Annotated in this window: 11 protein-coding genes; 5 read left to right on the top strand and 6 right to left on the bottom strand. The window is 70.3% G+C overall.

What is annotated here, in order from left to right:
- Window positions 1-76: 76 nt before the first annotated feature.
- Window positions 77-2,164, bottom strand: a complete 2,088-nt coding sequence (locus AB0I43_RS16830; RefSeq protein ID WP_356978510.1) for an MMPL family transporter — start codon at window positions 2,162-2,164, stop codon at window positions 77-79.
- Window positions 2,165-2,250: 86 nt separating this feature from the next.
- Between AB0I43_RS16830 and AB0I43_RS16825 the strand changes: the two genes are divergently transcribed.
- A complete protein-coding gene (locus AB0I43_RS16825; RefSeq protein WP_356978512.1) occupies window positions 2,251-2,742 on the top strand; it encodes a MarR family winged helix-turn-helix transcriptional regulator in 492 nt (163 codons plus the stop codon).
- Window positions 2,743-2,784: 42 nt separating this feature from the next.
- Here the strand turns inward: AB0I43_RS16825 and AB0I43_RS16820 are convergent, their stop codons facing one another.
- Entirely contained in the window at window positions 2,785-4,311 is a 1,527-nt protein-coding gene (locus AB0I43_RS16820) for an NAD(P)/FAD-dependent oxidoreductase (RefSeq protein ID WP_356978513.1), read from the bottom strand.
- Window positions 4,312-4,562: 251 nt separating this feature from the next.
- On the opposite strand from AB0I43_RS16820, the gene AB0I43_RS16815 reads away from it, so the two are divergent.
- Window positions 4,563-4,760, top strand: coding sequence for a hypothetical protein (locus AB0I43_RS16815; RefSeq protein WP_356978514.1), 198 nt, complete (start codon window positions 4,563-4,565; stop codon window positions 4,758-4,760).
- An 11-nt stretch (window positions 4,761-4,771) separates the two neighbouring features.
- Here AB0I43_RS16815 and AB0I43_RS16810 read toward each other — a convergent pair whose 3' ends face one another.
- Both AB0I43_RS16810 and AB0I43_RS16805 read right to left on the bottom strand, forming a co-directional pair.
- Window positions 4,772-5,890, bottom strand: a complete 1,119-nt coding sequence (locus AB0I43_RS16810; RefSeq protein WP_356978516.1) for a serine hydrolase domain-containing protein — start codon at window positions 5,888-5,890, stop codon at window positions 4,772-4,774.
- Between the two features lie 57 nt (window positions 5,891-5,947).
- Window positions 5,948-6,796, bottom strand: a complete 849-nt coding sequence (locus AB0I43_RS16805; protein ID WP_357432439.1) for a helix-turn-helix domain-containing protein — start codon at window positions 6,794-6,796, stop codon at window positions 5,948-5,950.
- A gap of 280 nt (window positions 6,797-7,076) precedes the next feature.
- Here AB0I43_RS16805 and AB0I43_RS16800 point away from each other — a divergent pair, with 280 nt between their 5' ends.
- A complete protein-coding gene (locus AB0I43_RS16800) occupies window positions 7,077-8,123 on the top strand; it encodes a mechanosensitive ion channel domain-containing protein (RefSeq protein WP_356978518.1) in 1,047 nt (348 codons plus the stop codon).
- Window positions 8,124-8,212: 89 nt separating this feature from the next.
- Window positions 8,213-9,772: an FAD-binding protein gene (locus AB0I43_RS16795; RefSeq protein ID WP_357432438.1), complete on the top strand. Its 1,560-nt coding sequence runs from the start codon at window positions 8,213-8,215 to the stop codon at window positions 9,770-9,772.
- Here the strand turns inward: AB0I43_RS16795 and AB0I43_RS16790 are convergent.
- Both AB0I43_RS16790 and AB0I43_RS16785 read right to left on the bottom strand, forming a co-directional pair.
- On the bottom strand, window positions 9,769-10,395 hold the full coding sequence (locus AB0I43_RS16790; protein WP_357432437.1) for a hypothetical protein: 627 nt from the start codon (window positions 10,393-10,395) through the stop codon (window positions 9,769-9,771). The two genes, AB0I43_RS16795 and AB0I43_RS16790, sit on opposite strands and share 4 nt — an antisense overlap.
- Entirely contained in the window at window positions 10,392-10,754 is a 363-nt protein-coding gene (locus AB0I43_RS16785) for a PEP-utilizing enzyme (protein ID WP_356978523.1), read from the bottom strand. Before AB0I43_RS16785 ends, AB0I43_RS16790 begins: the two co-directional genes overlap by 4 nt.
- A gap of 51 nt (window positions 10,755-10,805) precedes the next feature.
- Between AB0I43_RS16785 and AB0I43_RS16780 the strand changes: the two genes are divergently transcribed.
- Complete coding sequence (locus AB0I43_RS16780; protein WP_357432436.1) at window positions 10,806-11,981, top strand: FAD-dependent monooxygenase; 1,176 nt, start codon at window positions 10,806-10,808, stop codon at window positions 11,979-11,981.
- The last annotated feature ends 38 nt before the right edge of the window (window positions 11,982-12,019 follow it).

Below are 12,019 nucleotides of genomic sequence, written 5' to 3'. Positions count from 1 at the left end.
CAGCGAACTCCCCTCGGCGACGGTCCAGCAAACGTGCCGGAGCCGGGAGTGCCGAGCGCACTCCGCAGGTAGGACGTCACCGGCCGACAAGCATCCCCCGGCCTCGGCCGGTGACCCTCCCCGGCGCGCCGACCGTGCCCGGCCACCAGATGCGATCGTCGAGGATCGCGAACAGGGCGGGCACGGCGACGGTACGGACGACGAAGGTGTCGAGCAGGATGCCGATGCCGACCACGATGCCCAGCTGGGTCAGGGTGATCAGCGGCAGCACGCCCAGCACGCAGAACACCGCGGCCAGCACGAGGCCCGCGCTGGTGATGACCGAGCCGGTGGAGGCCACGGCGCGCACCATGCCCTCGGTGGTGCCGTGCTCCGCGGCCTCCTCGCGGGCCCGGACCACCAGGAAGATCGTGTAGTCCACGCCGAGCGCGACCAGGAACAGGAACCCGAACAGCGGCACATTGGTGTCCAGGGCGGGATAGCCGAAGACGTGCGCGCTGATCCAGCTGCCCAGTCCCAGCGCCGCGAGCGCGCTCACGACGGTCACCCCGACCAGGATCAGCGCGGCCGGTATCGCGCGCAACAGCACCAGCAGCACGAGCAGCACCACCGCCAGGATCAGCGGGATGACAAGCGCCTGATCGCGGCGCGCCGCGTCGCGGATGTCGAGGGCCTGCGCGTCCGAGCCGCCGACCAGCGCCTCGGCTCCCGCGACACCGGCCAGCCTGGACCGGATGTCCTCGATCGCCGCGAACGCCTCGCCCGAGGCCGGCGCGCCCTCCAGCACGACCGACCAGCGGGTCAGTCCGTTGCCGGCCGGACCGATGGTCGCCCGGGATACGCCGGCGGCCGCGTCGAGCTCGGCCTGCACCTGCTCGGACCGTTCGGTCCGGGCCAGCACGAACGCGGGGTCCGAGGCGCCCGAGGGGAAGTGCTCGGCCAGGGTGTTGACCCCGTCCACCGATTCGGCGCTGACCCGGAACTGCTCGGTCTGCGCGAGCCCCACATCGGTGGTCAGCAGACCACCGGCGCACACCGCCAGCGCGGCCAGCACCGGAATCAGCACCCGCACCGGACGGCGCACCACGCGGCGCGCCACCTCGTACCAGACACCCGTGCGGGCCTGATCCCGGTTGTCGACGCGGGGCACGAAGGGCCAGAAGATCTTTCGGCCGCACAGCGCCAGCGCGGGCGGCAGGGCGAACAGGACGAAGAGCAGGGCGACCACCAGGCCCGCCGCCGCGAACGCGCCCAGGCCCCGGGTGTTCGGCAGCAGCGCGAGCAACAGGGTGAGCAGCGCCATCACCACCGTGGCATTGCTGGCGAGGATCGCCGGCCCCGCCCGGCGGACCGCCGCGCGCAGCGCGTCGCGGTGTTCGGGGTGCCGGTGCAGTTCGTCGCGGTAGCGCGAGACCAGCAGCAGCGCGTAGTTGGTGCCCGCGCCGAAGACGAGCACGCTGGTGATGCCCGCGGTGGAGCCGTCGAAGGCCAGCCCGGTCGGCTGCGCCAGACCCGTGCCGACGGCGGACGCCACGCGATCGGCCAGTCCGACCACCGACAGCGGCAGCAGCCACAGCAGCGGTGAGCGGTAGGTGACGATCAGCAGCACCATCACGACCACGGCGGTCGCGGCGAGCAGCAGAATGTTGGCTCCGGAGAACGACTCCGAGATGTCCGCGCCGAAGGCGGGGCCGCCGGTGAGCTGCAAGCGCAACTGCTCCGGAGCGCCCTGCGCGACGGCGGCGCGCAGCTGCGTCACGCGCTCGGTGAGTGCCGTGCCGTCCAGTTCGGCGGGAACCGACGCCGGGGCCAGGGCCGCGCGGCGGTCCGGGGCGACGATCGTGGGGGCCTGCGCGGCGGCGCCGTCGCGCAGGCGGGTGGCCCCGGCGTCGATGTCGGCCAGGTCGGCCGGGGTCAGCTCGCCGCCGTCGACACGGGTCGCGACCAGCACCACCGAGGCGGTGTCCCCGCCCGGGAAGTCCTCGGCCAGCGCCGCGGCGCGGGCCGATTCCGCCGAATCCGGGAGTGAATTCGGGGCCTGCCCGGCGGTGTCGTTGCTGCCGACCAGGCCGATGGTCAGCGCGCCCGCCACGATCACGAGCAGCAGCACCGCCCACGACCTGCGGCCGGTGACCAGTGCGGCGTAACGATCCCAGGCACTCATGTCCTCACTATTTCAGAAACTTAAATATCTCGCAAAAGCCCTGCGCGCAGGCACTACGCTGAGGCCCTGGAGCGAAGGAGGCACCGATGAGCGACCCAGCGCGGACCGAGCGCGGGCTCCTGGAGACCGAGATCGCGCGCGACCTGCGCGCGCTGTCCGCCGTGTCGGAGCAGATCGGGCACACCTTCGCCCGCGCGAACAGGCTGCGCCCCAACGACTTCCGCGCCCTGATGCACGTCGCCACGGCGCAGGCCGAGGGCGCGCCGCTCACGGCGGGCCAGCTCGGCGCGCTCAGCGGCGTCTCCCCCGCCGCCGTGACCTACCTGGTCGAGCGCATGATCGAGTCCGGCCACCTGGAACGCGCCACCGACAGCAGCGACCGCCGCCGCGTGCTCCTGCACTACAGCGACCACGGCATGGGCGTCGCCGCCGCGTTCTTCACCCCGGTCAGCGCCCGCATGCGGGCCGCCCTGGCCGAACTGCCCGACACCGACCTCGAAACCGCGCACAACGTACTGGTCCGCGTGATCGGCGCGCTCCGGGAGTTCGCCACCGATCTGGACGAACACCCGGAATAGCGGTCCGGGCCGCGGCGTCGCGACCCGGACCGGCAGCCTCGATCAGTGCGCGCCCACCGCGCGATCCGGCTCGGGCTCGCGCCGGATCACCTCGACGGGATCGGTGCGCACCTCCGCCAGGATGAAATCGTGCGCCGGGTGCCGGCGCAGCATCCGCTCGAACTTGCGGCTCGACGCGGGCCACGGGCTGGTGACGCGGCCGCTGGCGTGCTTGTACCAGCTCCAGCCGGTGGCCGGCCAGACCGTTTTCGCCAGGTTGCGGCGCAGCCACTGCTGATAGTCCACCATCGCCTCGTCGCTGAGTTCGATGGTGGCAGCACCGGTTTGGGCCCGCCAGCGCAGGCACTCCAGGATGTAGCCGATCTGGTGTTCCTTCATGTCGGGATTGCTGCCCGCGGGATTGAACGAGTTCGGCCCGGCGATCAGGAACGCGTTGGGGTAGCCGGGCACGGCGACACCCATGAACGCGCGCGCACCGGTGGACCACTGTTCGTGCAGCAGCACGCCGTCGCGACCGCGTACCGTCACCGGCACCAGGAATTCCGGGGCCCGGAAACCGGTGGCGTAGACGATGATGTCGGCGTGATGCCGGACGCCGTCGGCGGTTTCGATGCCGTCGGGTGTGATCCGGGCGATGCCGGCGGTGACGAGATCGACGTTCTCGCGCTGCAGCGTCGCGTAGTAGCGGCTCTCGAACAGCACCCGCTTGCTGCCGATCGGGTACTTCGGCGTGAGCCGCGCGCGCAGCACCGGATCGGCGACCTGCGCGCGCAGGTAGCGCCGGGCCGCCCACTCCGCGGGCCGGGCCGACCAGCCGCGGCGCATGATCGGCGCCAGCAGCGTGTCGGCGCCGAAGCGCAGGGCGCGCCGGTAGAGCCGGTGCGCGCCGGGCAGCCGCAGCGCCCACCGCCCGGCGGCGCCGAACTCGGTGGACGGTTTCGGCAGCACCCAGTGCGGCGTCCGCTGGAAGACGCGCGCGGAGCGCACGATCGGCGCGATCTCGGGCAGGAGCTGCGCGGCGCTGGAGCCGGTGCCGATCACCGCGACGTCCCGCCCGCGCAGGTCCTGGCCGTGGTCCCAGCGCGCCGAATGGAAAGCCGCACCCGTGAATTCCGCCTGCCCCGGCAATTCGGGCAGGTACGGGCGATGCAGTTGCCCGACGGCGAAGACCACCACGTCGGCCATTCCGCGCTCGCCGGTGGCGGTGACCAGCTCCCACCGGCCCAGGTCCGCGCGGAAGGTCGCGTGGGTGATCGCGGTGCCGAAGCGCAGATGCGGCGTCAGGCCTTCCTCCCGCGCGACCCGGCGCAGATACTCCAGAATCTCCGTTTGTCCTGGATAACGGGTTTTCCGACTCCGATAGGGTGCGAAGGAAAAGGAATACAGGTGCGCGGGAACGTCGCAATTACACCCCGGGTAGGTGTTCTCCCGCCACACTCCGCCGACGTCGTCGCCTTTCTCGAAGATCACGAAATCCTCGACTCCGATCCGCCGCAGCGCAGCACCCATACCCAGGCCGCCGAACCCAGCTCCGACGATCGCTACTTGTAGATCAAAGCCCTTCTGCATGACCGCCCTTCATTTCACGACAGCGTCCGATTGGTTGTGTTCGCCACCGCCGGCACCCGGCGGGCAGGCAAAGGCTAACTGATAGCAAACACAAATCAAGCAGGCGCGAAAACGTGTCTGGGCGTGCATATTTTCGGGATATTGCGGATTATTCGGACCGCATTGTCGGCACTTCAGCAAACCGCCATTGCGAATCGCCGGGAGTACCGCAATGCGCCGGTCCGGCGCCGCGCCGTCGGATGATGCGGCGCATGGCCATCAACTTCGGACCCCCGGAAAGCCAATCGGACGAAGAGTTGCTGCAGCACCTGGCCTTCTGGCGCCGGAAAGTGCAGGAGTATCTGCGCACCGGGCAACAGGACAATATGAGCCAGGGCCGCCGGCAGGAAGAGATCTACAAGGCCGAGGCGATCCGGCGCGGTCTCATCCGGCCGGCCGAGCAGTTCTGACCGGCGGGCCGTCAGCCACCCAGCGCCACCCGGGTGAAAGCCCCCAGCGCGTGATCGATCGGGTGCGGCTGCGGCCTGCCCGCGGCGTCGAAACGATTCCAGCGCTGCATGTTCACCACGACCGACAGCTGCCGGTGCCCGTCGTCGCTGATCATCGAGAGGGCCCCGCCGCCCCAGGCGGAACCGTCGTGACCCCAGTGCACGCCGAGACCGGGCACCGTCCACCGGTGCAAGCCCAGGCCGTACTCGATGGTCGTGCCGTCGAAGGCGACGACCGGCCCGGTGTGCCGCATCTGCGCCAGCGACGCGGAGCCGACGACCTCGCCGGCGAGCAGCAGCCGGTAGAAGCGGTTCAGATCGGCGACGGTGGAGATCAGGGAAGCTGCCGGTCCCACCCAGGACATGTCGAAAACGCTGAAATCGCGTGGCGGATCGAACATGCCGAACCACGATTCGTAGTGCAGCGAATGCAGACCGGCGATCTCGGGGCCGGTCGGCAACTCGCTGTCGCGCAGCCCGGCGGGTTCGAGCACCGCCGCGGTGATGTACTTCTCGGCGGAGAGCCCGGTGACCAGCTCCAGAAGTTGGCACAGGAGAAGGTAATTCGTGTTCGAGTAGATCCCGGGTGCGCCGCCGGGCGGGCCGACCGGCGGAGCCGAGACGCCCAGCGCGATCAGCTCGGCCCGGTCGAACCGGGTGAATCGGTTGTCCTCCAGGCTTTTCGGCGTCGTGTTCGCAGCATCGGGCAGGGCGGCCAGCGAGGGATAGGCGCGCGGCAGATAGTCGGCCAGGCCACTGGTGTGGTTGATCAGCATGCGCACGGTGATCGCCGCACCGCGGTCACCCGGGACCGATGCGGGCAGGTAGTGGGCGATCGGTGCGTCCAGATCGATCGCGCCGCACTCGACCTGCCGCAGCACGGCCGCGGCGGTGCAGGTCTTGGTGACACTGCCGACCCGATGCCGCAGCTCGGGGGTCGCCGGGCGGCCGGTGCCGAGATCGGCGAATCCGGCCGCGCCGCACCAGGTTCGATCACGATCGCGGACTTCGGCGAAGACGCCGGGCAGGCCCGCGCCGTGGATGGCGTCCAGGGCGGACTGTAGTTTCGCGGGATCCAGGGGGTTGCGCACGACAGGGTCCTCTCGTCGTCGATAGGGGCGTGGACGCACACCACTATCGACCGGCGATCACCAGCGGTCTTGGAAAAAATTTCCCCACGCCCGGTACCGGTAGCGCGCGATGTCGGGCTGGTAGTGCGCCGCCAGCAGGCCCGGGGTGCGGGCGGCGAACAGCGCGACATCGCGGGCGAGATGGGCCTGATCGGTGTATCCGCCGTCGGCGGCGACCGCGGCGGCGGAGCGCCCCGCCAGCAGGCCGTCGACCGCGTGGCGGAACCGGACCAGCATCGCCGTGCGCTTGGGCGTCAGGCCGATCTGGGCCTCGAACCTGGTCAGCAGCCGCTTGTGACTCCAGCCGACGGATTCGGCGATGCTGCCGATCCGCACCCGGCCGTGCGAGGCGAGGATGCGGTGCCATCCGGCGAGTACCTCCGGATCCGGGGTGCGCGTATCCCGGTCGCACTGCGACAGAAAGGCTTTCGTCAGGCCGAACCGTTCGTCCCAGCTTCCCGCCTCGGCCAGCCGCTCACGCAACCGCCGGGCCCGCGCTCCCCACACGTCCTCCAGCGCGACGACGCCGCGCCCCAGTTCCGTCGGCGCGATCCCCAGCAGCGAATACGCCCGGATCGGCGACAAGCGCAGCTCGACGCATTCGGCCCGGTCGCTCCGTATCCGCATGGCCGCGGCGGGCAACCCCACCACGAAACCGTCGAGCGCCCGGTGCCCGAGTGCGTCATCCACGCGCACAGGCTGCTCCCCGAACCCGATCACGATCGTGATCGAGGACGCCCCGGCGGCCCGCAAATCCAGCCCCGCCCCACCCACATCCCGATACCCGATGAGTGCGCCACCCAGGCCCGCCAGCCCGACCGGACCCGCGAAATCCCATGCCGCGTCTGCCGAATCCACTGGGTCCACCTGTCCAGGCTACGGAACAGACCTCGCTGTGCAGCCAGGCGGATACTGGCGGGCCGTGCGGCCGCCGAGCCGAACAGATCGGCGAGAGCGGGCGTGAGTCTTTTCACTGCTTTCGCGGTTCGATCATGAATCGGAATCGCCACGAAATTCACTGCGGTGCAGCGCTTCTGTTCAAACATGGGGCGCCGGGCGGGCGCGGAGCGGCTTGCGCGGGCACCGGCATCGATGGGTACCGTAGCCGGATAGCTGTCGAGTCACCGAAGGCAAGGAGTTGGACGCCTTGGAGCAGATACTACGGCCGCTCATCGTGTTGGGCGGCACCCTGCTGATCACCATCTCGGCCGGTCTCCTGATCGGCCGATTCCTGCGCTACAGCGCGAACCAGGAGCACCCGCGCAGGCTGGCCCTACTGCTGAGCCGCCTGCAACTGCCGTTACAGGCGCTGCTGGCGACCGCCACGCTGCACTTCACCTATCCGCTGGCCGAACTGCACCTCCGCCAGGACGACGTGATCCGCAATGTGCTGGCCACCATGGCGATCATGTCGGCGGCCTGGCTCACCGTGCGCGGAGTGGACGCGTTCGCGGCGAACACCCTGGACAAATACGCGCACCGCACCAGCGACACCGCCCGGGTGCGCCGCCTGCGCACCCAGCTGCTGCTGGTCCGCCGGATCGTGACCACGGTGCTCGTGGTGACGACCGCGGCCATGGCGATCCTGCTGCTGTTCCCGAGCCTGCGCGTGCTGGGCACCTCGATGCTGGCCTCGGCCGGTGTCATCGGCATCATCGCCGGTGTGGCCGCGCAGTCGACGCTCGGCAACCTGATGGCCGGTCTGCAGATCGCCTTCGGCGATTCAGTGAAGATCGGCGACACGGTCGTGGTCGAGGGCGAATGGGGCACGGTGGAGGAGATCACGCTGGCCTTCCTCACCGTGCGCATCTGGGACGACCGCCGGCTCACCATGCCGGTCTCCTATTTCAACAGCATGCCCTACGAGAACTGGTCGCGCGGCGGGCCGCAGATCACCGGCACGGTATTCCTCTACCTCGATCACAGCGCCCCGATCGCGGAGCTGCGCGAGTACCTGCACGAATATCTCGGCACCCGCGAGGACTGGGACGGCCGGAGCTGGAACCTGCTGGTCACCGACAGCACACCCACCGGAATCGTGGTCCGCGCGTCGATGTCGGCGCGCAACGCCGACGACGTGTGGACCCTGCGCTGCGCGGTCCGCGAGGAACTGCTGGGCTGGGTGCGCCACCAACATCCCTACGCACTGCCGAAGCTTTCCATGGCGGAGCCGTCGCCCGCGCTGGCGCAATAGTTCCGACACGCCTCGGCAGAAGCTGGTTTCTCCGCTGAATTCGAGCGAGGCTGGGTCGGCTACCAGCCACTTTCGCCGTGAAGGAACCCATGCCGCTGTCTCGTCGCAGTTTCCTGACCGCCTCGGCGGCGGGCGCCCTCGCGACGGGATCGGCGGTGCCGCCCGCCGCAGCCGCGGGGCCGCAGGTCCTGCGCGCCGGCGATCCGGCGTACGCGGAACTGGCCGGGCGTGGCTACAACCGCCGCTTCGCCGCCCGTCCCGACCGCATCTTCGTGCCCACCGACACCGAACAGGTGCGTGCGGCCGTGGCCCGATCGGTGGGCGAGGGCGCGGCGATGGCCGTCCGGTCCGGCGGGCACTGCTTCGAGGACTTCGTCGACGACGAGCGCACGCGGGCGATCATCGATCTGCACCGCATGACCGCGGTGACGTGGGACCGCGAGCACAACGCGTTCTCGGTGGCGGCGGGTGCCGATCTGGGCGGCGTCTACGAGCACCTGCTGGCCGCGGGCGTGACGGCCCCCGCCGGAATCTGCAAGGGCGTCGGCGTCGGCGGATTCGTGGCGGGCGGGGGCTACGGTCCGCTGTCGCGCAGTCTGGGCCTGATGGCCGATCACCTCTACGGGGTGGAGGTCGTCACCGTCGATCGCGCGGGCACGGCGTCGACGGTCCTGGCCACCAGGGGCGGTCCGCACGCCGACCTGTGGTGGGCGCACACCGGCGGCGGAGGCGGCAACTTCGGCGTCGTGACGCGGTATCTGCTCCGTTCCCCCGACGCCTCGGGCGATGAGCCCGCACGGGCGCTGCCCGCGCCGCCCGGCGCCATGCTGCACACCCGGCTGCTGCTGCCGCCGCTCGGCGAGGAATCGTTCGGCCGCTTCGTCGGCAACTATCTCGCGTTCTTCGAGCAGCACAGCGCACCCGGGGACCCGTTCACCGAACTCTATGCGCCACTGCACATTCGGCCGGGACTGGCCGGGCCCTCCGATATCCTGATCCTGCTCCGCGCCGATCGCCCCGATACCCAGGCGCTGTTCGACGAATTCGTCGCCGCGGTCTCGCAGGGCGTCTTTCCCGCACCCATACTGCTGCCGGCCACCCGTGCCTCCTACGCGGACACCGTCGCGAATGTCTACTACCCCAAGGGCATGCCGGGCGCGCGGGTTAAAGCCAAGACGGCCTATCTGCGCCGCGCCTACTCGGCCGACCAGCTCCGCACGCTGCACCGCTCTCTCACCGACCTCCGGTTCCTCGGTGAATCCCAGGTGGAGTTCATGCCTTTCGGCGGCGCCGTCAACGCCGTGGCGGCGGACGCCACGGCGATGCCCGCCCGCGACAGCTTCATGACGATGCTCGTGCACGCAACCTGGCGGCTGCCCGGCGACGACGAGCGCTACCTCACCTGGGCGCGAGAACTGTTCCACGACCTGCACGCCGACAGCGGCGGCGTCCCCGTTCCCGGCGGCGTGTACGGCGGCAGCTATATCAACTATCCGGATCGGGACCTCACCGACTACCGCTGGAACACCTCCGGCGTGCCGTGGCACGGCTTCTACTATCGCGGCAACTACCCGCGACTACAGGAGATCAAGGCCCGCTGGGATCCCAATTCCCTATTCCGGCATCGGCTTTCGATCGATCCCGGCTAAGCGCCCCGATCGATGCCGAGCGTGGCGATCAGGTCTTCGTGCAGTTCGAACCAGACGCGATGGGCCGAATCCATCCCGGTGCCGGTGATCATCTCGGGCCGTCCGGGCGCTGCGGCGAGCGCCGCGGCGAAACGGGTGTCGTAACCGGAGAATCGAGCCAGCGCGCTGGTCAGCCGATCCGTCAGCGGCACCAATTCCGCTGCGAGAAAGGCGAGTTCGTCGAGAACGCGGTGATCGCGGTCGGCGTCGGCGTGGTCGTTGTCGCGCAGGCCGCCGCCGGGCAGGACGATCAGCTGCCAGTCCGTGCAGGCCCGCACCACTCGCGCGTTGAGCGGCAGGAAGTCCCGGTAGACGCTCTCCACCACGGTTGTCGCGCCGCTCGCCGACAGCTCCGCGGCCAGCTGCCGCTCGTTCTCGGCGCGCCCGCTCTCGGTCAGCGACCAGCCGGCGTCCGGGCCGAAGCGGTATCGGCTGATCCACCCGCGGGCCCGGCACTCCCGCACCTGCGATTCGGCGAGGCCGACCGGCATTCCGAACCGGTCGGCCACCGCCTGGGTGTCGACGAAACCGCCGAGGCGGATCGCGTGCAGGGCGAGCAGCGAGCTCGGCGAAACATGGGTCATCGCAGGCTATTACCTTCCGCGTGGAGCGCGCGCACCTGCCCGGTGGCGCCGTCGACCGCGACGATCCCGTGTCCGACCAGGGCCGTCATCGCGCCTTCGGCCGCCACCACGGCGGGAATCCCGTACTCGCGAGCGACGATCGCCGCGTGCGCGAGGATTCCTCCGGTTTCGGTCACCACCGCGGCGACGATGCCGAACAACACGGTCCAGGCCGGGTCGGTCGTGCGGCAGACCAGGACATCGCCCGGCCGTACCGCATCGAAATCAGCAGGGCCGCACACGATTCGAACCGGACCCGTGGCCGTGCCGAGCGAGGCCGGAGAGCCGGTGACGAGCGGCGGTTCCATGGGATCGAGCATGCGTCAACCATAGGTTGACGATCGACAGATCGTCAACTACTAGTTGACGACATGACACACCATCACACGGCTAAGCGAGCGACCGTGGTCGGCGCGGGGATCGCCGGACTGGCCGCCGCGCTGCGGCTGCACCAGGACGGCTGGCACGTCGTCGTGCTCGAGCAGGCACCGGCGCGGCGCAGCGGCGGATATCTGGTGAATCTGCACGGCCCCGGCTACACCGCCGCCGAGCGACTCGGATTGCTTCCCGCGCTGCGACCCCGCGATATCGGCTTCTTCGGCTCGATCCTCGTGCACGCCGACGGCCGGGAGAAGTTCCGGATTCCGGCCGAGGTCGCCGCGGCCGCGGTCGGCGATCGGGCCCTGAGCGTGTTCCGCGGCGACGTGGAGGCCGCACTGTACGACGCGGTCGCCGAGCACGCGGACCTGCGCTTCGGCAGCATCGTGCAGGGCATCGACCAGACGGCGACGGAAGTCGTGGTCACCCTCGGTGACGGCACCCGGGTGCGTTCGGACCTGCTGATCGGCGCGGACGGCGTGCACTCCCGCGTGCGGGAGCTCGTATTCGACGCGGGGCCCGCCGCTTTCGTGGACCTGGGCCACATGGTCGGCGCGTTCCCCCTGGCCGCGCCTCCCGGGCACGTGCCCGAGGGCGCCGGCACCACCTATCTCGGACCGGGCCGCACGGCCGCGGTGATGAACCTCGGGCCGGAGCGTTCCTCGGCCTTCTTCACCTACCGCTGCGCCGATTCCAGCGCCGAGCTGTCGGCCGGCGCCGGGCCCGCGCTGCACCGGGCGTTCGGCGATCTGGGCGGCGGAGTCGCCGACGCGCTGGCTCAAATGCCTTTCGACACAGCCTATTTCGACTCGGTCGGCCAGATCGTACTGGACCGGTGGAGCCGGGGCCGCGTCGTCCTGCTCGGCGACGCGGCCTGGTGTGTCACGGTTTTCGCGGGCTACGGCGCGGCCCTGGCCCTCGACGGCGCGGACCGCCTCGGCAGCGCCCTGGCCGAGTACGGCGCGGACCTCGCGGCCGCCTTCGACGCCTGGGAGTCCGCACTGCGCCCCGAGGTGCGCAAGCGCCAGACCCTCGCCCGCCGCGGCATGAGCCGATTCGCCCCGTCCACCCGAGCCCAGGTCTGGGCGAACGAGATGACATTGCGCGCGATCCAGCTTCCCGGTATCCGCGGACTCGTGCGACGCGCCATCCAGCGCGCCAACAACTAACCGCCACGGAAGAGGCTGGTCGAGGAGCTGTCCTGAGG

Source organism: Nocardia sp. NPDC050435, assembly GCF_040655395.1.
GTDB lineage: Bacteria > Actinomycetota > Actinomycetes > Mycobacteriales > Mycobacteriaceae > Nocardia.
Note: the sequence above shows the minus strand (reverse complement) of the source record. Positions and strands in the feature narration are given on the sequence as shown.